The organism is Marinifilum breve (assembly GCF_003202155.1).
GTDB lineage: Bacteria > Bacteroidota > Bacteroidia > Bacteroidales > Marinifilaceae > Marinifilum > Marinifilum breve.
In genome coordinates this window covers 107,477-130,872 of the sequence record NZ_QFLI01000008.1, presented here as the reverse complement: position 1 = coordinate 130,872, position 23,396 = coordinate 107,477, and the positions used below count along the sequence as shown (strand labels likewise).

Genomic DNA, 23,396 nt, shown 5'->3' with positions numbered 1-23,396 from the left:
TTAAAAATTAACTAGTATGAAACCAACGCATATTGAACATATCGGTATCGCTGTAAAAAGCTTAGAAGAAGCAATTCCATTTTATGAAAAAGTATTGGGATTGGAGTGTTACGCAATTGAAGAAGTTGTTGATCAGAAGGTGAAGACTGCTTTTTTTAAAGTTGGAGACGTAAAGATCGAGTTGTTGGAGTCTACAGATCCTGAAGGACCAATCGGAAAATTTGTAGAGAAAACAGGAGGTGGTATGCACCATTTGGCTTTTGCTGTTGAAGATGTACAAGAAGCATTGAATGATGTTCAGGAAGCTGGTTGCCAAGTAATCGATAAAGCTCCTCGTGGCGGTGCTGAAGGTTTGAAGATTGGATTCTTACATCCAAAATCAACCATGAGAGTATTGACAGAGCTTTGTGGTGAAAAATAAAAACTCATAATTACATAAAAACTCAATAATTATAATATACTAATTAACGTGAGCTCGAAATAAATTTCTAAGGATGGAATTTTAGGTCGAACTCACGTTAAAATAATAACTCAATAAAAGTTATGGCTAGTCAGGATAAGATTAAAAAACTAATTGATTTAAGAGCAGAGGCTAAGCTTGGTGGAGGTGAGAAAAGAATCGAATCTCAACACAAGAAAGGTAAGTATACAGCCCGCGAAAGAATCGACATGCTTCTTGATGAAGGAAGTTTTGAGGAATTCGACATGTTCGTAACTCACCGTTGTACTAACTTTGGTATGGAAAAAACCAAGTTCTTAGGAGATGGTGTTGTTACAGGACAAGGTACAATCGATGGACGATTGGTATTTGTATTCTCTCAAGATTTTACTGTATTTGGAGGTTCATTATCGGAAACCTTTGCACAGAAGATTTGCAAGATCATGGATATGGCAATGAAGATGGGTGCACCAGTTATCGGTTTGAATGATTCAGGTGGAGCTCGTATTCAGGAAGGTGTTACTGCTTTGGCAGGATACGCTGAAATTTTCGAAAGAAATATTCTTGCTTCTGGTGTTATTCCTCAGATTTCTGCAATTTTCGGTCCTTGTGCAGGTGGCGCTGTGTATTCTCCAGCATTAACTGACTTCATCATGATGACTGAAGAGAAATCATATATGTTCGTTACTGGTCCTAAAGTTGTAAAAACTGTAACAGGTGAAGATATTACAGTAGAGGATCTTGGTGGTGCAAAAATGCATGCTTCTAAATCAGGTGTTTCTCACTTCATGTTGGAAGATGAGGAAGAAGGTATTGCTATTATCCGTAAGTTGTTATCTTACATGCCTTCAAACAACTTGGAAGAAGCTCCAATTATAGCAAGTAACGACCCTATTGATAGAATGGAGGACGTTCTTAATGAAATTATTCCTGACAATCCTAACATGCCTTACGATATGAAGGATGTTATTTATGCAATTGCTGACGATGCAGAATTCTTGGAGGTTCACCGTCACTATGCTAAGAATATCATCGTTGGTTTTACTCGTATGGGTGGAATGTCAGTTGGTGTGGTTGCTAACCAACCAAACTTCCTTGCTGGTGTTCTTGATATTGAATCGTCAAGAAAAGCGGCTAGATTTATCCGTTTCTGTGACTGTTTCAATATTCCAATTTTAACATTGGTTGATGTTCCTGGATTCCTACCTGGATCAGGACAAGAATTCGGTGGTATCATTACTCACGGAGCGAAATTAATGTTTGCTTACGGAGAAGCTACGGTACCAAAAGTAACTATTACTCTTAGAAAATCTTACGGTGGAGCTCACGATGTAATGTCTTCTAAGCAACTTCGTGGTGATTTGAACTATGCTTGGCCAACTGCTGAAATTGCAGTTATGGGTGCTAAGGGTGCGATTGAAGTACTTCACGGTAGAAAGCTTGCTGAACTGAACGATGATGAAAAAGTGAAGTTCATTGAAGAAAAAGAAGTTGAGTACAACGAAGCATTTGCTAATCCTTACAATGCTGCTTCTTACGGTTACATTGATGATGTAATTGAGCCAAGAAATACTCGTTTCCGTGTGATTCGCGCATTCCAGTCTCTACAGACTAAGAAATTGGTGAATCCACCTAAGAAGCACTCTAATATTCCATTGTAAAAAATAGCACTATGATGATGAATTTATTATCTATAGGAAGTCAAGGAGGATGGACAGTAGCGTTAGTAGGGTACTCAATTGTATTTGTTGCATTGGTACTTTTGGTTATTGTTTTTACCAATTTGCCTAAACTTCTACAGCTTAATTTAAGAAAGAAGCTTGTAAAGGAAGGTAAGCCTTGCGCAGAAGTTGATGATTTAACAGTTGAAGGAAACGTGAATGCAGCTATCGCAATGGCTTTGCATATGCACTTCAATCAATTGCACGATGAAGAAAGCAATATCATCACAATTAAAAAAGTTACTAAGAATTATTCTCCATGGAGTTCTAAGATTTATGGGGTAAATAATCAACCAAGATAAAAAAATGAAGAAGTTCAAATTTACGATAAGAGGGCAGGAATACGATGTTGAAATCAAGGATTTTGAAGGATCGAATGCCAAAATTGAAGTGAACGGAACTAGCTATGATGTAGATGTACACGTTGAAGAAAAAGCAACTAAAACTCCTACACTAGTTCGTAAGCCTGTTATTAACAAGCCAGGCGAAGGAAAAATTCAAAAAGGTGGTGCTGGTGCAACTGCTGTTAAGGCTCCACTTCCAGGTAGCATTATTAAAATCAACGTTGCTGTTGGTGATACCATTAACCCAGGTGATACTTTGTTGGTAATGGAAGCAATGAAGATGGAAAACAATGTTATGGCTGAAAAAGGAGGTACTGTTAAGGCCGTTAAGGTTGCAGTAGGCGAGAGCGTACTTCAGGACGATGTTCTTGTTGAAATTGCATAACATTTTTGAATTTAAAGTCAAAGAACTGACACAATGAGAAAACTTTATACATTGGTATTCTCGATGATTTTGATAATGGGGTTTGCAATAAACTCTATTGCTCAAGATCAAGGGGATACAACAGCTAAACTAACAAGCGGAAAATGGGTTAACCATGCTGATGGTTATATTCCAAATCCTATTGGTGAATCGAAAACAACGGTAAAACGTTACAAAACTATCGAGTTCAAGAAGGATAATACCTTTACAATGGACTCTATTAAGCAGAGATTTACTGGACATTGGGTGCTAAATGGTACTAACTTAACAATGACCTTTAATCCTAAAAAAGTTACTCACTTGCATAAGAATACTGACCCTAATTCAGGTTCAAATGCATATGTTACAACTTCAGAAGTTCTACAAATTGCTGAACGAAATGCAAAAATTGAAGGCGACTTTCTAAACTTCGGAAACCCAGTATTAGATAGTGAGCACAATTCAAGTGCGGTAGTCGGGTTGAAAAACTTTTATGAATTTACCGGATTTGCAAACGTTACAGGCGGTAACCTGTTAATGGTGTTAATCGGATTGGTTTTCATATTCTTAGCAATTAGATATGATTACGAACCATTACTATTGATTCCTATCGGTACTGGTATCATTATTGGTAATATTCCAATGTTCCAGGCGGTTGATTTCAACTTGAAGTTGGGTATTTATGAGCCAGGTTCAGTAATGAATATTCTCTATTCCGGTGTTGTGAATGGATGGTATCCACCTCTGATTTTCTTGGGAATTGGTGCAATGACCGACTTCTCATCGTTGATCTCAAATCCAAGATTGATGGTATTGGGAGCAGCAGCTCAGGTTGGTATTTTTGCTACTTTCCTAGGTGCTCTTTGGTTAGGATTTGCTCCACCAGAAGCGGGTGCAATTGGTATTATTGGTGGTGCTGATGGTCCAACTGCTATCTTCCTTTCATCGAAATTGGCGAACGGTATGAACGTAATGGCCAATGGTGAAACTGTGAAGAACCTGATCGGTCCTATTGCGATTGCGGCTTATTCATATATGGCATTGGTGCCAGTGATTCAGCCTCCAATTATCAACTTGCTTACAACTAAGAAGGAAAGAAAGATTAAGATGAAGCCACCGCGTGCAGTAACTCGTCTTGAGAAGATTATCTTCCCTATTGTAGGTTTGTTGTTAACTGCATACATTTCGCCAACAGCTCTACCTCTATTGGGTATGTTATTCTTCGGTAACTTGTTAAAAGAATCAACTGTTACTAACCGTTTGGCAGATACTGCAAGTAATGCATTAATCAACACCATTACAATTTTGTTGGGTGTTACTGTTGGTGCTTCTACTCAGGCTGACGTATTCTTAACTGCTGATTCTATCATGATTTTCGGTCTTGGTGCTGCTTCATTTATCGTAGCAACTGCTGGTGGTGTGATTTTCGCTAAAATCATGAACTTTTTCTCACCAAAAGATCGTCCTATCAACCCAATGATTGGTGCTGCAGGTGTATCAGCTGTACCAGATAGTGCTCGTGTAGTTCAGAACATGGGATTACAAAACGATCCATCTAATCACTTATTGATGCATGCAATGGCTCCTAACGTATCTGGAGTAATTGGTTCGGCAGTAGGTGCTGGTATTTTGTTGAGTTTCTTAATGTAGTGAAACGTTAAAAAATCTATATAGCAAGGACTGTTGAGTAATCGACAGTCCTTTTTTTGTTTCTCAATACTCTTGGGCGTTTAAAGCACTTCCTTCTTGATTTTTACTACTCCATAGCCTAAATAACACTCCCCATAGCCTAAAGAATTTTTTCCTGCGCAAGTTTGACCCGTCCATAGCCTCGATTTTACTTTCCATAGCCTCAATCGATACATCCATAGCCTCAAAAAGCCTTCCATAGCCTGTATTACCCTTCCATAGCTATAATGAGGCGCTCTTCGCGCGCCTTTCAGAAGGTTTTGATATTTTAAATATCTGATTTTTTTATATTGATTGGTTGTTATATATTTATAACAACTAATTATATCAGATGTAAAAATGGTTTTAATGGGAGAGGCGAAAATGATAATGTTTTTTCGTTTCTCCTGTTTCTGATTTTATAGGATTTGAGTTATATAAATAAAAAAAAAGCTTCGAAAATCGAAGCTTTATATTACCATAGTTTAAATCTACTGCCTTGTGTATTTTCTTCCTTTTTGACTATTTTAGGAACTTCTACGTCTAAAATACTATTGATATACGACATGCACTTTCCGCATCCTGTATTGGCTCCAGTGTATCGTCTAATTTCTTCTATTGTAGTGGCATTTTTATCGTGAATTGCTTTATCTATTGTGTCTCTGTCTACCATTTGACAGTTGCAAACTATGTCTCTCATGTTAATCTGTATTAATATATAATTCTGATGTAAATATATATATTCTTCGATTTAAATCAGAGAAATAAAGCAATTAATTTAAAATTAATCTAAATAGAGATGTGGCGAGCTTGATTATAAGTTGTTTTCCAGATATATTTTCACCTGTCTGTACATATCTATAACTTCATCTTTTTTGGGCAAAGACTCGTAGATCTTTTTTAGATAGTTCTTTTCGCTTACCACTTTAAAGCTTTTTTTAAAGTTTAAATCGTAAACCCATGACATTTGATGAAGCTTTTGTTCATTAAGTGTAAGAACATCCTTTTTACTAACAACTTTTTCGTCCATTACTGATTTATAAACCATTTTTGAGATTTCTGGTTTATCGGCTAACTCTAGTTCTAATCTTTTGTTAGAGCCAGGTTTATATTCCGTATAGTATTTTGAAAGAATATTAAGAATATCTATTCTATCAGCATCTCTTAGAAGCTTAAGAAATGTTAAAGCTTCCTCATTTACTGATTTAGGTAGTGTGTCGATATCGTGATAGCGAATGCATTCGAAAATGATTTGAACGGTATCCTCCTCGAGTTTTCCGAGTACATTTTCCGATTTTAAAACATCGATTCCTAAATCGATATGATTATCCTGTTCGTTATCCGAGAACGTTTCGTGTTTCAATAATTGTGCGAATCTTCCAACATCATGCAGAAGAGCAATTGTTTTAGAAACTAATAACTGTTCATCATTTAATTCACATTCTGATGAAAGTTCAGTAATGATCTCAACTGTATTAAAAGAATGATTTCTTTTAAGGTCAAAATTCAATTGAATTTCTTCATTCTCGCTTGAAAAACTGTTTGAGTATGTTTCAAACCAGGATTCTATATTTTGGTAAATTTCTTGATTCAAGATGTGTGTGTTAAAATAGCACGCAAAACTACATCTTTTCTACAAAAGCGGAAAGTATTTGTACAATAGAATTGATAAGGATTTGACCAATGTTCATGTATCATGACAAGAGTCTAAATCCATTGGTTTAATACTTAAATTTTCACGATTTGAGATAGAAAAAATGCGACCAATTATTGATCGCATTATCTATTTTATTTCTTAGTTTGTTGGCATATTCTGTATGATGTCTACCAAATGCAGCCAGAATTTCTCGACAGTTTCGATATTAATTTTTTCATCAGGAGAATGCACATCTCTTAAAGTCGGTCCAAATGAAATCATATCCATTTCTGGATATTTTTCCAGAAACAAACCACACTCTAGTCCTGCATGAATAGATCTTACTATAGGCTCTTTCCCAAAAAGTTTTTTATATGAATCTACAGCAACAGTTAGAATTTCCGAATTAGGATTTGGCGCCCAGCCAGGATAACCATCAGTATGTTCTATTTGAGCTCCTGCCAAAGTTAAGGAACTTCCAACCATTTGGGCAATGTTGTATTTTTCGCTATCCACATCACTTCGTTGTGAAGTTGTGATTTGGATTTTATTTTCATTAGAAAATTTAATAGAAGCTAAATTAGTTGATGTTTCGACCATACCTGGCATTCTTGAACTCATGGCGAAAACTCCGTGAGGACATGCATAAATAGCATCCATTAAATTATTACTGGTATTTACATCTATAACAAAGTCTGGTTTTTCAACAGACTCTAATGTGATCTTCAATTTAGGTTCGTAAATTTCCCAAACATGCTCCATTTCTGCAGCGTAAATGTTCAAGTCAGCTCTAACATTTTCTTTAAACTCCGAAGGGATAGTAATAATTGCATATGCTTCACGAGGAATTGCATTTCTTAAGTTACCTCCATTAAATTCGTTAATTCGAATGTGGTATTTCTTATTGATTTGCCATAAAAATCGATTCAATATTTTATTCGAATTTCCTCGTCCCTTATTAATTTCATCACCAGAATGACCACCAAGCAATCCCTTAACATCAATTCTAATGGCAAAATGTCCGTTAGGAACCTCTTCTTTTTGATACTCCATATTGGCTAAAGTGTCAATTCCTCCAGCACATCCAATGAAAATCTCACCTTCGTCTTCTGAGTCTAAATTCAATAAAATCTTACCGTCGAAAAAACCTGGTTGTAGAGCGAAAGCACCTGATAAGCCCGTTTCTTCATCTACAGTAAAAAGACATTCTATTGGTCCATGTTCAATATCATTAGAAGTTAGTAGAGCCATTTCTGCAGCCATACCAATACCATCATCAGCACCGAGAGTAGTTCCTTTTGCTTTTACCCATCCATTGTCAATCCATGGAGTGATTGGGTCGGTATCAAAATTGTGAATTGTATCATTGTTTTTCTCACAAACCATATCCATATGTGATTGGAGAACCACTGTTTTAAGATTTTCTTTGCCAGGGGTAGCAGGTTTCTTAATTAAAACATTACCAATCTCATCTCTTTTCGTTTCTAATTTGTTATTCTTTCCAAATTCAATTAAAAACTCAATTATTTGTTCTTCCTTTTTAGAAGGGCGAGGAACCTGACAAATGTCTTCAAAGTGTTTCCAAACTTCCTTTGGTTCTAATTTGTTTAATATATTTTCCATTGTTGTTTAAATTTTTTTCAAATGTAAGAATAAGTAATTGTAATATCTCCTCAAATTGTAATTCAATAATTGGTCTTTTTTTAATTAACGATATTTTTTTTCTCTGAATGTAAAAAAAAAAACTAATCTAATTTAGAAGTAAAATATAATTTGTTTGTAAATGATTTATAGTTTTTTAAACATTAAATTTTCTCAATTATTTAAAGTGAAAAAATGCTAAATATGATAAAAGTCATATGATTGTATAGTTTCAGAAGTCTGTTAAAATTTGTTAAAAACTATAATTGCATTATATTTATAATCTCAAATTACCATTAACCAGATAGAATCTTTACTTAATTACTAACTAAAAAGTTTTTTTTATGAAAAAAATGATTGGACTGTTTGTATGTCTATTTATAATAGGTATGCAAATGGTAAATGCACAAAGTAAACAGATATCGGGTACTGTAACAAGTGCCGAAGACGGACTGGGGATGCCAGGCGTATCTGTTGTTATTAAAGGTACTACTATTGGGGCTAGTACTGATATTGATGGTAAATATTCCCTTAAAGCTGATCCATCGGATGTTTTGATGTTTAGTTTTGTAGGAATGGTTACCCAAGAGATTACAGTGGGAGATCAAACTGTAATTAATGTTGTTTTGGAATCTGAGTCCATTGGTATGGATGAAGTTATTGTAACCGCTTATGGTACATCAACTAAAGGAGCTTTTACAGGATCTGCAGCCGTAATGGACGCGGAAGTTCTTGAAAAGCGTCAAGTGTCAAATGTTTCTCAGGCATTGTCAGGTTCTGTTGCTGGGGTTCAGGTTTTAAGCAATAATGGTCAGCCAGGTGCCGAAGCAACTGTTCGTGTACGTGGTGTTGGTTCGATTAATGCCGGATCAAATCCATTATATGTTGTTGATGGAATTCCTTTTGATGGAGACTTATCTTCTATCAGCTCAACAGATATTGAATCTATGACAGTATTGAAAGATGCTGCTTCTACTGCTTTGTATGGTGCTCGTGGTGCTAATGGTATCATCATGATTACAACCAAAAAAGCAAAGGCTGGTAAAGCAAGAGTTAATTTTGATATGAAAGTTGGTGTGAATTCTCGTGCAATTGAGAATTACGAGGTACTAACAAGCCCTCAGAATTATATGGAAACGGCATATAAGGCAATTTACAATGCGGGGATCTATAATTTAGGCTATTCTCCAGCTCAAGCCAATACTTATGCAAACTCAAAAATTATTACTGATACTGAAGGTGGTCTTGGATATCAGGTTTACACTATTCCTGATGGAGAATTACTAATTGGTGCTAATGGTAAGCTAAATCCTAATGCAATATTAGGTTATAGTGATGGTGATTATTATTATACTCCAGACAATTGGGAAGATGAAACTTTCAAAAACAAAACAAGACAAGAGTATAACTTATCTATTTCAGGTGGTAACGATAAAAGTACTTACTATGTTTCTTTCGGTTACCTTGATGATAAAGGGGTTATTGATGGTTCTGGATTTGAGCGTTTCTCAGGACGTGTAAAAGGAGAGCATAAGGTTAAAGACTGGTTAAAAGTAGGAGCGAATGTAAATATAAACAATATTACAAGTGATTATCCAGGAGAACAAACATCTACAAGTTCTAGTGGAAATGCTTTCTTTGTTGCAAACTACATTGCTCCAATTTATCCACTATATGTTCGCGATGGTGAGACAAAGCAGATTCAAACAATTAAAGGTCGTAAAGTTTATGATTATGGTGATGGTGTAAGTACAAATTTTGACCGTTCATTCATGTCAATTGCTAACCCTGCAGGTGATTTAACTTATAACAATACGGATTATGTTATGGATATTGTTAATTCAACTTGGTTTGCTGAGATTTCTCCAATTGATGGATTAACTATTACTGCTCGCTATGGATTAAATGTTGACAATACTCGTTACAATGATTTGGGTAACGCTTATATGGGGCAAAGTGCATCTTATGGAGGTACTGCTTATCAGAGTCAGACTAGAACAACAGGTTTCAATCAGCAATATGTAGCAAACTATCAGTTTGATGTAAATGATATTCATCAAATTGACATTACAGCAGGTTATGATGGTTATGAATACGAGACAGAATATGTTTATGCTACGGGACAAAATCTTTATAATCCTGAATTGTACTATGTAAACAATGCTATCGATAACTTAAGAGGTGGTGGAGCAAAAGATACCTATGCAACCAAAGGTATGTTTGGTCGAGTGAATTATTCATATAATGATACATATTTCTTTAATGTAGCTTACCGTCGTGACGCATCTTCTCGCTTCCATCCTGATAACCGTTGGGGTAACTTCTACTCAGCTAGTGCAGCTTGGATTCTTTCTAACGAGTCATTTATGGAGTCTATCGATTGGGTTAATATGCTGAAACTAAAAGGTTCTTACGGAGAGCAAGGAAATGATGCTATTGGTAATTATTATGCATATATGGACCAATATGAAGTTACTGGTGCTGATGGAGTATTTTCGGATGGATCTTTATCTTACAAAGGTAATCCAGACATAACATGGGAGACTTCTACATCTTATAATATTGGTGTTGATTTTGCAGTATTAGATAATAAATTAGTTGGTACACTTGAATATTTTGGGCGAAAGTCTCAAGATATGTTGTACTATAAGCCTGTTGCGGGTAGTTTGGGTTATACTTCTATTCCAATGAATATTGGTTCTTTGACCAATTCAGGTTTAGAGATTGATTTATCTTATACCATCTTTAAAAATAGTGATATTGATTGGACTTTCAATGGAAATGCGACTTTCCTTAAGAACAAGATTAACGAATTACATCCTGATCTTGAAGGTGAGTTAATTGATGGAAGTAGAATTTACTCTGAAGGAGAGTCAATGTATCGTATGTACTTGGTTGATTATGCTGGTGTTGATGAAACCAATGGAAAAGCCTTATATTGGGCAGAAGATGAGGAAGGAAATAGAATAAAAACAGATGACTATTCAGTTGCTACAGAATTCAAAGTGGCTACCGATGATTTGCTACCTACTGTTTATGGTGGATTTGGGACAACTATTAATGCATTTGGTTTTGATGCCTCAGTTCAGTGTGCTTACCAATTAGGTGGAAAAATTTATGACTCAGGTTACCGACGTCTAATGCATAGTGGAACAGGTAGTTCTGCTGGTACAAATTGGCATAAAGATATTTACAATGCTTGGACTCCTGAAAATACGAAAACTGATGTGCCTCGTTTGAATGCTAATGATAAGTATGCGAGTTCTACATCTACTAGATTTATTACTAGTTCGGATTATTTAAGTTTAAACAACATTACTTTAGGTTATACATTGCCTCAAGAGCTTGTTAAAAAACTTAGAGTTGAAAAACTTCGCGTATATGTAGCTGCTGATAATGTTGCATTATGGTCTAGCAGAAAAGGATTAGATCCTCGTCAAAGTTTTACAGCTGCTACTACTGCTCGCTATACACCAATTAGAACAATTTCTGGTGGTATTAACTTATCGTTTTAATAGTTAACAAGATTAATATGAAAAATAAATATTTATATACGTTACTTATACCCGTAATGATTTTTGCATATGGGTGTGAAGATCTAGATACTTTGCCAGAAGGAGATACTGTTACTACTGGTCAAAAAGAGGAGGTTGTAGCAAATGATCCTTCAAAGGCAGAAGCTAGTGTAAATGCTGTTTTTGCACAGTTTAATCAGTATCAGCCGAACGCAGATGCTATTGGATCTCGTCACAATGATTTTGGATATCCTTCAGTGATGATGTTTACTGATGCCAATGGTAATGACATAGTTCAGGAAGATAATGGATACAATTGGTCTGGAAATAATTTGGAATATTTAGATCGAGATTTTGCTTCTAGAGAGTGTCAGATTATTTGGAATGACATGTATTCTATTATTAGTAATTCCAATAATGTGATTGGTTCTATTAGTATCGATACTGAGGAAGCTTTGTCTAAATACTATTTAGGTCAAGGTTTGGCAACAAGAGCTTTTAGTTATTGGATATTAGCTCAGTTGTTCCAATTTAATTACGATGGAAACCAAGAAAAACCATGTGTACCTATTATTACTAATGAGAATTCTAACGATGCCGCACTAAATGGAGCCCCTCGCGCTTCAGTTCAAGAAGTTTATGATCTAATAATGACCGATATTGATAATGCAGTCAGACTATTAAAAGATGCTGAAGAAGCAGCGGTGGTTCGTAAGGATAAGCGCTATATTAGTTTAGCTGTTGCTTATGGTTTAAGAGCTCGTATTAATTTAACTATGCATAAGTATGCGGAAGCTGCTGCGGATGCAACAAGTGCTATTAATGCAACAAGTGCAACACCGGCTAGTATTGATGATGTAGATGATCCTTCGTTTTGGACTGTTGATGAAGACAACTGGATGTGGGGTATTATTATTGCAGAAACTGATGCTGTTGTAACTTCGGGTATTGTAAATTATATCTCTCACCTTGGATCATTTAACTATGGTTATTGCTGGTATAATGGTGGAAGACAAATTAATAAGATATTATTTAACTCTATTGCTAGTACCGATGTACGTAAAGGTTGGTGGCTTGATGAAAATAAAACATCTGCAAATTTGACAAGTGAAGAGCTTGCAGTTATGGATGATCATGGTTATCCTGCTTATTCTCAAGTAAAGTTTGCTCCTTATAAAAATGAATTGGAAACTTCCACAAATGCTAATGATATTCCTTTGATGAGAATTGAAGAAATGTATTTAATTAAAGCAGAAGCTGAAGCAATGAGTGGTGGCGCTGGAAAAACTACGCTTGAGAATTTTATTCGTACTTATCGTGATCCTAGCTATACTAGTTTAGCTAGTAGTGCAACAGAAGTTCAAGAAGAGGTGTTCCGCCATAGAAGAATCGAATTCTGGGGAGAAGGTTTAAATTGGTTTGATATCATGCGTTTGAACAAAGGAGTTGACCGTCGTGGAGCTGGTTATCCTAATGCTACTATGATATTTAATATTCCAGCAGGTAGTGATATTCTATTGTGGAGAATTCCTGAAGCTGAAATTCAAGCGAATCCAGCATTAACTGATGATGATAACAATCCATCAGCTCCTGCACCAACTCCTGTATCGGAATAGTTTTTAATAATGTTTTACTATTAATTTTAATTGTATGAAATTCAATAATATATATATTCCTGTTCTGTTTTTAATGACAGTTTTTATGGCAGGATGTAGCGACTGGGATGATACGGTGGAGTTAAGTCCAGAAATATCAGAAGGAAATCCTGCAGTTAGGTTTATAAATGAAAACCCTAGCGCATTTGAACATGATCCATTGGCTAGCGCATCTTTTACTTTAACAGTTACTAGAGATGATGAAACCAATGCATTGGAAGTACCTGTAGTGGTAGTTGAGAACCAGGAAAATGGTTTTGTTATTCCAAATAGTATTGCTTTTGCAGCAGGATCTAAAACTGCAGACTTAATTGTATCAATTGCAGATGGAGCTCCTAAAGGTATTGAGCTTGCTTTGGAAATAAAGATTGATGATGCTTCGTCAAATCCGTATAAAACAGAATATGCTACCTACTATGGTAAAATTATAATTTCGGATTGGGCAGATTATTCAACAGGAACCTATTATAGCTGGTGGTCTGAAGAAAGCTTTACTCAAGTTCTTCAATATTCTCCTGCTAAGGAGCAATATAGATTCCGAAACCTGATGAGTGAAGGAGTTCATTTCGTATTTACATGGGATGGAGAAAATGAGATTACTCCTGTACCTAAAACAATTGAAACGGGTATGGTACATCCTACATATGGAATGGTTAGTGCTACTACTAATGCTGCTTCATATGATGCAGGAACTAAAACGTTTACTTTTACGAGAAAATGGACTGTTTCTGCAGGTTCTTTCGGAGAAGGAGATGATACCTATACTATGAATTAATTTCTGCTAAAACAATGGCTTATAGTAAGCCAAAAAATTTAAAAGCTGTTCCCGCTGTGGAGCAGCTTTTTTTTTGTGGCATAAACATTTTTGTTGTAATATCCTTCTATTTTGATAATTGATGGGATGTCTTTAGGTATAAAATTTAAATGTTTGTGGAAAAATTAGTCTATTTATAAAAAAAATGAAGGAATGTAAATATGTTAATTTGTGAAAATCTTGTTCAATGAAATAGTGACCAAGAGCGAATATATATTAGTGTCATTTAATCAGTGAATTAAATTGAATGGAATGAGTTTTATTTTTTATTAGGGGATAGAAAATATTTTCACCTGTAGTAAACAAAATAATGAGATGGTGTTTACGTAAACGATTGTAATAGCGTGCGTTTAGATGTGTTAAAATTTGTTAAAACCAATTAAAGTGCTATTTTTATCCTCAAGAATTACCATTAACCATTTTGCATCTTTACTTAATTACTAACTAAAAAGTTTTTTTATGAAAAAAATGATTGGACTATTTGTATGTCTTATTTTTATGGGCTTACAAGTAGTAAATGCGCAAAGCAAGCAGATTTCTGGTACAGTTACCAGTGCTGAGGATGGTCTAGGCATGCCTGGAGTATCTGTTGTTATTAAAGGTACCACTATTGGTGCTAGTACCGACATTGACGGTAAATATTCCTTAGAAGCATCCCCTGAAGACGTTTTAATGTTTAGCTTCGTAGGTATGGTTACCCAAGAAATTACAGTAGGCCAAAAAACTGTAATTGATGTGGTTTTAGAAACTGAATCTATTGGAGTAGATGAAGTTGTTGTAACTGCATTAGGTATTACTCGTGAGAAAAAGGCATTAGGTTATGCTGCACAAGAAGTAGGTGGAGATGAATTGAATACAATTCAACAAACTGATGCTGTTAGTGCATTATCTGGACGAGTAGCAGGTGTGCAAATTGCTTCATCTGGAAACATGGGAGGTTCTAGCCGAATTCTTATTAGAGGGGCTAACTCAATTACTCAGGAAAACCAGCCTTTATTTATTGTAGACGGTGTTCCAATGGATAACTCTAACTACAATGCCGGTGGTGCTGCTTCTGGTGGTGGAGGTATTGACTATGGTAACATGTTGAACGATATCAATGCAGATGAGATCGAAGATATTTCTGTATTGAAAGGTGCTGCGGCAGCTCTTTATGGTTCTCGTGCTGCTAATGGTGTTGTCTTAATTACTACAAAAAGTGGTAGCAAAGGTAAAAAGGGATTTTCTATTGATTTTAGCCAAAGTATGGGCTTCGAAAGAGTAGCTACTATTCCTGAAATGCAGAAAAAATATGGTGGAGGTACCATCGTTGCTGACGAAGATGGAGGAGTTAATGGTTTCGCAACAGTTACTGTTGGTGGACAAACTTACTTACATCCGCAATATCAAGTAGATGAATCTTGGGGACCAAGATACAACCCTAATGTGAATGTTGTTCATTGGGATGGTTTTAATGAGGATGGATCAGTTAAAGAAACTAGACCTTGGGTTGCTCCAGCTAATGATGTTGAAGATTTTTGGGAAACAGGTGTTACTTCAACTACTTCGATTGGTATCAATAAATCAGGTGAAGATTATGGCATGCGTTTAGCATACAAATACACTGATGTTGATGGTACAATGCCTAATTCATCGCAAGAAAAGCATGACTTTAAGGTTTCAACCAGAGCGGATCTAACAGATAAATTATCTGTTAATGGTAGTATAACTTATGTAAGAACTAAGGCAAAAGGACGTCCGGAAATTGGATATGGTGATAACTCAGTTGGTCAGAAGTTTTTCCAGTGGGGACAAAGACAATTGGATTACAAGAGATTGAAGAATTATAAGACTTCAACAGGTGAGCCTATTACATGGAATAGAAAATCATTTACAGATCCTCATCCTAAGTATGCTGATAACCCTTATTGGACTGCTTACGAGAACTATTCGGATGATATGAGAAATAGATTCTATGGTAATGTATCTGCTTCTTATGAAATTATAGAAAATCTTCTTGTGAAAGGTAGTGTTTATGGTGACTACTATAACTTTACCATTCGTGAAAGAACAGCAGTAGGCTCTCAGGCAACTCCGTCTTATTATGAGGCAGCCAGAGAATATAGTGAATTTAACTATGAAGGTATTGTATCTTATTCTAAAAAAATTGATGACTTTGATTTATCAGGTTTAGTTGGTGTTAACCGAAGAGATGTAAGATATGATTTCTTAAGAGGACAAACATCAGGAGGTCTTGTAGTACCAGGAGTTTACAACCTGTTAAACTCAGTTGACCCTGCATTGATGAATGATATCACAACTGAGAGACAAACAAATTCTGTTTTTGCTCAATTTGCAGTGGGTTATCGTAACATGCTTTATTTAGAAGCAACCTATCGTACAGACTGGTCTTCTACTCTTCCTGGTTTTGAGAATAAATATTCTTATCCTTCTATTTCAGGTAGTTTTGTATTCTCAGAATTGCTTGAAGATATCACTTGGTTAAATATGGGTAAATTGAGATTAGGTTGGGCAGAAGTAGGTAATGATACTGACCCATATAATGTTCAAAAAACTTATGAATACAATGGTGACGGTGCATTTATGAACAAACCACGTTTAGGTGTTCCAGATGACTTATTAAATGAAAATTTAAAGTCTGAGACTACAAGATCAAAAGAAATTGGACTTGATTTGAATTTATTTAATAATCGTATTGATTTAAGTGCTACATATTTTGATAATAGAACTTTTGATCAGATTATGCCATTGCAACTTTCACAAGCAACAGGATATGCTAGTAGATTTATCAATGCTGGTGAAATGACAAACAAAGGTATTGAGATTGCATTAGGTGTTACACCAGTCCGCACAAAAGATTTTGAGTGGAATGTAATGTTCAACTATACTAAAGTTAACAACAAACTAGAAAAGTTATATAATGATTTGGAATCATTAGATATTCAGAGAGCTCCATTTGGTGGTGTTTTCTTGAGAGCTAGTTTAGGTGATACTTATGGTACGTTATGGGGAACTGATTTCCTTTATGATGATGCTGGAAATAAAGTAATTGGCTCTAATGGTTATTATGAGTCTACATCAGATCTTGTACCTCTTGGTTCAGTATTACCTGATTTTACTTTAGGTATCCGTAACGGTTTCTCTTATAAAAACTTCGACATGAATTTCTTGATTGATATTCGCAAAGGTGGTAAGTTTTACTCACTTTCTCACATGTGGGGTATGTACTCAGGTATGTATAAGGAAACAGCTGGTGTAAATGATAAAGGTAATGAAATTCGTGATGCAGTAGCAGATGGCGGAGGTATTCGTCTAGAAGGTGTTACTGGTGATGTAGTTTGGAATGAAGATGGAACTTACACTGTTTCTAATACTGCAGCAAATGAGAAGTATGTTTCGGCTGCAGGTTGGGGTGCAAGACACTATCATGGTTTTGGATATCCTAGTGCTCAATCGGTATTTAATGCTGACTATGTGAAGCTTAGAGAAGTAACTATTGGTTACAATATTCCAAAGAGTTTCCTTAACGGAATTTTCAATAGTGCTAGAATTTCTGTGTACGGTAAAAATTTATTTACATGGGGCTTGGATAAGAAAGGTTTCGATCCAGAAATGGCTGCAAATGGTTCCGGTAATGTTCAAGGTTTAGAAGGAGGTTTACAGCCAATGTTCAGATCTTATGGTTTTAACTTGAAATTAAACTTTTAGACATTAAAAAATGATGAAAATGAAAAATATTAAAATATTACTTGCGTTTAACCTGATTCTGTTCATGGTGGCGTGCGATGTGGATTATTTTGAGAATCCAAATGAACCAACCACTGTACCTACAGAAGCATTGTTTAATAACAATATGAAAAGAGTTGTTGATGCAACTCAAGATACATGGTTCTCTGGTCGTTTTACCTATGCTACAATGCAATATTGGCAACAATCTGAATATGGTGATGAAGACCGTTATGTATATAGAGAGTCTATGAGACAAACTCAAAATACTCTTTATGAGGTAGCTGAAAACTTTAGAGAAATAATTCGCTTAAATGAGAATGAAAGTACAATGTCTTCTGCTGCGGCATCTGGAGATAACCAAAATCAAATAGCGATTTGTCGTATCATGCTTGCTTGGACTTTTAATTTGATGACTGATACTTGGGGTGATATTCCTTATTATTCATATGGTACTGAAGATGCAGATTTTCAAGCGTTAAGAGTTTCTGGTTTTGGAGATGATGAAGCAATAATTAGTCCTGTTTATGCTACTCAAGCTAAAATTAACGAGGATATCTTGAAGGAACTTCAGGCTGCTGCTAATCAACTAGATGAGTCAAAAACTGGAATCGGTGGTGATAATGTTTTTGGTGGAGATGTTGCAAAATGGAAAGTATTTGCAAACTCGCTTCGTTTAAGAATTGCAAATAAAATTAAAGGTGTAAATGCTTCATTGGCAAATACGCATATTGCAGATGCAATCGCTTCAGGAGTTTTTACCTCAAATAGCGATAACGCTATGTTCAAATACGAAGCTGGAGATAAGAATGCTTCACGTATGTATAGAGCTTGGAATGTAGATAACCGAAGTGATTTCGCAGTTGGTCATAGTTTCATCAACTTACTAAACGGTGAAAACCTAGTAGATCATACACATACTGCTGTAACTGCTGGTGCAAATGCTAATCCGTTTTTAGGAATTATTGATCCTAGAATCCATGAGTATGCACAGCCAAATAGTAATGGTGATTATGTTGGAATGTTCATTTCTGAAAGTTCTGCAGAAGCTGCTACTTTTACTATTGAATCATTGCCAGGAGTTGATATTATCGATAAGCCTGATTTTGCAGAAACATTAATGGAATATGCAGAAGTTTGTTTCATTCAAAGTGAATTAAATGGATGGGATCAAACTTGGTATGAAGCTGGTATTCGTGCATCAATGGAAAAATGGGGTGTAAGTGAGGCTGATATTACAGATTATCTTGCAGCTGTTCCTGCAGCAAATGAGGAAAATGTTTTAACACAAAACTATATTGCTTTATATATGCAAGGACACACTTCTTGGATGAACTATCGTCGTACTGGATATCCTAAAACATTAATTCCTCCATTTGCAGAATATAGTGTTTATGATCCAACTGCTGACACATGGTTAGATAAAGTATTTACTCCATTGGTAGAAGAGGTAACAGATCTTCCTTACAGAATGAGATACCCTGCACAAGAGCAAACATTAAATGGTGCAAACCGTAAAGTTGCTGCAGACGCTTTAAGTAACGGAGATGTAATTTATTCTAAATTATGGTGGGATGTTGACTAATGTTGTCAATTAAAAATCATCAAAAATATAGCCGGTAAGCATTGCTTACCGGCTTTTTTTGTTAGAATGTAAAAATCTATAATTGATATTGTAATCCTATAACAAAATTCCTTCCCACGCCTGCAATTCCTGAAGAATACGGACGATATCTTTTATCAAATATGTTCTCGATTGAAAAGTTGAGATTTATTGAGTTAGTAAGTTGATAATTGTTGTTCCAATTTACAATTAACCATTCAGGAGAATAAGGATTACCATTCATATCTTGAGCATACAGATATGCTTTGTCTTTTTCGACCTCTGCAAGATCTTTGTTGGCTATTTTAGCGTTATACTCTAGTGCAATGTTGGAAGATAGCTTATTTGATTTATAATCCAGTTTAAATGAGCTAAACATTGGAGCAATATGCCTAACGGGACTACCATCTTTATATTCGCCATTGTTGTAGTTCATATTTGCAGTGGCTGAAAAGTTTTGATTGATTTTGGCAATACATTGGAAGTTTATACCCCATACTTTAGCATTATCTGCATTAACAATTGCTTGTACTTCGCTTTCTACACCATCGTAAATTATGGTGTTCTGACCATCAAAACTGTAGTCGCTTCGGATCATTGCGTCATCAAGAAATGAATAGAATGCATTAATATCGATGAAAAATTTTTGATTAAAATTTTTACTGATATTAAAGTCGACATTGTAAATATATTCTGGTTTCAGATCTTTGTTAGGAACAACAACTTTACCGGGTTCTGAATCAAAGACTTTACCTATGTCATCAATGTTTGGTGCTCGAAAACCAGAGCTTGCATTGAATTTGAAATCCCAACCAGAATTGGAATTGTATGTAACACCTAAACCTCCATTAAGTGCACCAGTCGATAAATCAAGATTGGTAAATGGAAAGCTATAGTAGGTATTATCTAGTTCTGAATTGATCCAAATATGGGAATACCTGATTCCTGTATTTAAGGTCCAGTTTGAATTCAGCTTTCTTTTAAAATTACTGTAAAAAGCAATAGTTGAGTATTTAGATTTATCTGGATAGCGACTTGCAATTTCCTCAAAAGTATTGATTTCAATATTGGTACTGTGCCCTTTGGATCTTAATCGATTGTGAGTCATTTCTGCTCCCCAGAACAAATGGGTTGATTTTGATAATTTTTTTTCTGCATCAGCATTTACGATGTAGATCTTTAATTTCTCAGATCGATTTCGTTTTGTAGTTGAGGAGAATTTTCGATCGTGTCTACTTTCTTTATAATTTTGAAATGCTGTAGTTAATTTGAAGGAATCATACAAAAGATTGGCTTTCTTTAATGTTAGTTGAAAGTTATGCATTTGTAATGTTTGAGGCCCGTAATACCATTCAGCATACTTTAGGTTATCTCCTTTGTATTGTATTAACCGATCGTAACGAGGAATATCAGAGCTCGTCGTGTAATGAAATCCATATAGTAAATCGGTATTCTCTGATGCTTTGTATCTAACCTTTTGGAGCAGGTTGAATTGATTGTAACCTGATTGTTTTTGGCTTTTAGGATCAGAGTTAGTAATTATTTTATCTGTGCCATTTTCTTTAATTGTGTATTCATTTCTTAAATATTCATCGGGTCCATGATTCCCCATTTTTTGATCATCAAAATCACTATATGTAATACTTCCAGCAAAACTCAAACGTTCTTTCCCTATATTATAGGATGTATGGTTCATTATTTCATTATTTGCCGATGAATAACGGTTCTTGTATTTAAAATAGGTATTGGTTTTTCCTGAAGTAGAATAAAGTGGTTTTATGGTATGAAAGTCCATAACACCTCCAATAGCATCACTGCCGTATATAATTGAACCTGGCCCTAAAATTACTTCCGCTGATTCAAGACTATTGGCATCAATACTTATCACATTTTGTAGGTTACCACTGCGGTAAATTGCATTGTTTAGACGAACCCCGTCCAGAACCAATAATACTCGGTTTGCTGCAAAGCCTCTAATCATTGGACTACCGCCACCTAGCTGACTTTTTTGAATATAAACCTGATTACATGATTTTAAAAGTTCTGCCGTGGTTTGCGAGTTAGAATGGGTGATTTCGGCTTTGTCTATTTTATGAACTTTTAAAGGTACTTCCTTAATGTTTTGTTCCCATTTATTTGCAGAAACTACCACCTCTTGTATAGGAAAAATATTGGAGTGTAGCTTAACAATGAAATTTTGAATTTGGAGATCAATAAAATTCATTTCCAAGTTCTGGTATGATGGATGTTGAAAATAAATCAATCCTTTTTCTTTAAATTCTGATAAATCAGCAATTCCAAATTCATTAGTTAGTATGGAATTATATTTTTCATATATGTATACATTCTCGATTGGCTTATTGGTTTCGTTATCAACAACTTTTATTTGTTGTGAAAAACTATAGTTTGTGATCAATACAAGTAAGAAAGAGGCTAGTAGGCGAAACATATATTCTGAGTTAAAGAGAAAACTCAAATATATGATTAATATTTTATTTGGAGTATAAAAAAAGGCATCTCTTGGATGCCCTTTAAAAATTACTTATTAAAAGTAAAATTACTTTTCAGCAATTATTACTTTTTCTCCTTGATCATACGTTAGATCTTTAGGAATTTTTGCACGTTGAATTCGATATAAATCTTGTAATAATTCATTTCTAATATATCCTTTATCCTTTATAAGTTTATCGGCAGCTGCGTAGTCTCCATTTCCTTGAATTTCAAGAACCATCTTGGCAAGCGATTCAATTGCTTTTTCCATTTTGTAATCATTAATTTTATAAGTTCCCGTATTCTGATGGTACTTAAAAGCTTCATGTTCCTGGAAATAATAGAAGCGGATCATGTTTGCAACACCTTGAGCATCAGTAACGCCAAATCGAATGGATCTGAATACATCAGCCATGTAAGTTACATAGTTGTCAAGCATTTCTATTCCTTCTATTTGTCGCATATCATGAACCTGATTTAAAAGATACATTCTTAATACATCATTTTTAAGCTCGTTAATAACATTATAATGTTCTTTTAAGGCATCTTTTACATCTCCGTTTCCGTTAATTGTGTTTGTGATATCAATACCACTGGTAAGTTCAAAGAAAATGGTATTCAAGAAAAACGATTCAAAATTTACATGTTTGCGTTGTTGTTCATCAATTACCAAACCGCTAATTGGATCTAATATTTTATTGAATTTGGCCTGCATTACATTTTTAAAGTATACTCGTTTTGCATCTGATGCCTTTTGAAGACCTACCGGAAGATTTAAACCAATTAGTTTATTACCAGCATTGCAGTATCCGGAATTATATAGGACGTTATAAATCGATAAATTGGCTTTGCTACTTACAGATTCGGCTTTAAGCTTATCATCAACAGGTAAATTTTGCTGTAAGAATGGCAATAAAGAAGCGTATTTAGATACGTTGTTGGTACATTCGTTATCTCTTAGGAGAATAAAGGCACCATAGGAGTATTTTGTCCAAATCAACTGATCTTCCGTGTTTACAATAGGACCTGCAATAAAATCAAGTTGGTTATTGTTGAGTTCTAACCAAAGTTTATCACTTTCAGTAAAGTTATCGGAATTGAGGTCCTTAGCTCTTTGAAGTAAATACTGTTTGAAATCATCAGATTCAGCTAAATTGGCAGCTTCTTTCAAATGATCTGAAGCCAATTGTAATTGTGTACTGTAAGCAATATTAAAAGGAACTACTTTTAAGTTTCCATTTGCATCTCTTGTAAGATTTGTAAATGCACTGTATTTTTCATCGTTGTTCAATTGAAAGAACTCTTCCTGATTGATATCAGCCGGGAAAAACCCAATTCCTAATGGTCTTGGAGGAAAATCTTCAGTAAATGGTTTAAATCCATCTAATCTATCCCAAGGACCATAATTTATTTTGGCATATTGTTTCATATCAGGATCTTCGATGCTATTTAATAAGGCATTTTTATCTCCATAGGATTGCATCCAATAAATGTCATCAATAGCATCGGCAGCCTTAATTAAATGAGAGAACAGTTTTATTTGCTCTGAAGAGAGTGTGTTTAGATCTGCAGATAGCTTAACTTCTGCATAGTTGGCTAATTTTCTTTGTATCACAGTATCACTAGGCTTCTTGCTTTCTGTCTTTTTTTCAGGTTGACAAGACACTACAAATGCGATTGATACTATAAGACCGAGTAAAAATATGCTATTTCGTATCATAATAGTGGGGTTTTGGGTAAA

At 35.0% G+C, this 23,396-nt stretch carries 15 protein-coding genes; 10 read left to right on the top strand and 5 right to left on the bottom strand.

All coding sequences use genetic code 11. The features are described 5' to 3' along the window. The first annotated feature begins 16 nt into the window (after positions 1-16). The 5 genes from mce to DF185_RS16830 all read left to right on the top strand — a co-directional run bounded on the left by mce (position 17) and on the right by DF185_RS16830 (position 4,557). Complete coding sequence (mce, locus tag DF185_RS16850) at positions 17-421, top strand: methylmalonyl-CoA epimerase (RefSeq protein WP_110361930.1); 405 nt, start codon at positions 17-19, stop codon at positions 419-421. 122 nt (positions 422-543) lie between these two features. Beyond that, positions 544-2,100: an acyl-CoA carboxylase subunit beta gene (locus tag DF185_RS16845; protein WP_110361929.1), complete on the top strand. Its 1,557-nt coding sequence runs from the start codon at positions 544-546 to the stop codon at positions 2,098-2,100. An 11-nt stretch (positions 2,101-2,111) separates the two neighbouring features. Next, entirely contained in the window at positions 2,112-2,462 is a 351-nt protein-coding gene (locus DF185_RS16840) for an OadG family protein (protein ID WP_243421787.1), read from the top strand. A 4-nt stretch (positions 2,463-2,466) separates the two neighbouring features. Continuing rightward, positions 2,467-2,889: a biotin/lipoyl-containing protein gene (locus DF185_RS16835; RefSeq protein ID WP_110361928.1), complete on the top strand. Its 423-nt coding sequence runs from the start codon at positions 2,467-2,469 to the stop codon at positions 2,887-2,889. Positions 2,890-2,922: 33 nt separating this feature from the next. Continuing rightward, a complete protein-coding gene (locus DF185_RS16830) occupies positions 2,923-4,557 on the top strand; it encodes a sodium ion-translocating decarboxylase subunit beta (RefSeq protein ID WP_243421786.1) in 1,635 nt (544 codons plus the stop codon). A 493-nt stretch (positions 4,558-5,050) separates the two neighbouring features. Here the strand turns inward: DF185_RS16830 and DF185_RS16825 are convergent, their stop codons facing one another. The 3 genes from DF185_RS16825 to DF185_RS16815 all read right to left on the bottom strand — a co-directional run bounded on the left by DF185_RS16825 (position 5,051) and on the right by DF185_RS16815 (position 7,834). Beyond that, entirely contained in the window at positions 5,051-5,275 is a 225-nt protein-coding gene (locus DF185_RS16825; protein ID WP_110361927.1) for a (2Fe-2S)-binding protein, read from the bottom strand. A gap of 114 nt (positions 5,276-5,389) precedes the next feature. Further along, a complete protein-coding gene (locus tag DF185_RS16820; protein ID WP_165836056.1) occupies positions 5,390-6,169 on the bottom strand; it encodes an HD domain-containing protein in 780 nt (259 codons plus the stop codon). 201 nt (positions 6,170-6,370) lie between these two features. After that, positions 6,371-7,834 carry an aminoacyl-histidine dipeptidase gene (locus DF185_RS16815; protein ID WP_110361925.1) on the bottom strand — a complete coding sequence of 488 codons (1,464 nt, stop codon included), beginning with the start codon at positions 7,832-7,834 and terminating at the stop codon, positions 6,371-6,373. A 362-nt stretch (positions 7,835-8,196) separates the two neighbouring features. Here DF185_RS16815 and DF185_RS16810 point away from each other — a divergent pair, with 362 nt between their 5' ends. The 5 genes from DF185_RS16810 to DF185_RS16790 all read left to right on the top strand — a co-directional run bounded on the left by DF185_RS16810 (position 8,197) and on the right by DF185_RS16790 (position 19,147). Further along, positions 8,197-11,367: a SusC/RagA family TonB-linked outer membrane protein gene (locus DF185_RS16810; protein WP_110361924.1), complete on the top strand. Its 3,171-nt coding sequence runs from the start codon at positions 8,197-8,199 to the stop codon at positions 11,365-11,367. 17 nt (positions 11,368-11,384) lie between these two features. After that, positions 11,385-12,983, top strand: a complete 1,599-nt coding sequence (locus tag DF185_RS16805; RefSeq protein ID WP_110361923.1) for a RagB/SusD family nutrient uptake outer membrane protein — start codon at positions 11,385-11,387, stop codon at positions 12,981-12,983. Positions 12,984-13,017: 34 nt separating this feature from the next. Further along, positions 13,018-13,797, top strand: coding sequence for a hypothetical protein (locus DF185_RS16800; RefSeq protein WP_110361922.1), 780 nt, complete (start codon positions 13,018-13,020; stop codon positions 13,795-13,797). Positions 13,798-14,295: 498 nt separating this feature from the next. Next, on the top strand, positions 14,296-17,544 hold the full coding sequence (locus DF185_RS16795; RefSeq protein ID WP_110361921.1) for a SusC/RagA family TonB-linked outer membrane protein: 3,249 nt from the start codon (positions 14,296-14,298) through the stop codon (positions 17,542-17,544). Positions 17,545-17,563: 19 nt separating this feature from the next. Beyond that, entirely contained in the window at positions 17,564-19,147 is a 1,584-nt protein-coding gene (locus DF185_RS16790) for a SusD/RagB family nutrient-binding outer membrane lipoprotein (RefSeq protein ID WP_165836055.1), read from the top strand. 76 nt (positions 19,148-19,223) lie between these two features. Here DF185_RS16790 and DF185_RS16785 read toward each other — a convergent pair whose 3' ends face one another. Both DF185_RS16785 and DF185_RS16780 read right to left on the bottom strand, forming a co-directional pair. Then, positions 19,224-21,614 carry a TonB-dependent receptor gene (locus DF185_RS16785; protein ID WP_110361919.1) on the bottom strand — a complete coding sequence of 797 codons (2,391 nt, stop codon included), beginning with the start codon at positions 21,612-21,614 and terminating at the stop codon, positions 19,224-19,226. A 108-nt stretch (positions 21,615-21,722) separates the two neighbouring features. Beyond that, positions 21,723-23,375 (bottom strand): DUF8614 domain-containing protein, encoded by a 1,653-nt coding sequence (locus DF185_RS16780; protein WP_133250067.1) that lies wholly within the window; start codon positions 23,373-23,375, stop codon positions 21,723-21,725. Positions 23,376-23,396: the final 21 nt, after the last annotated feature.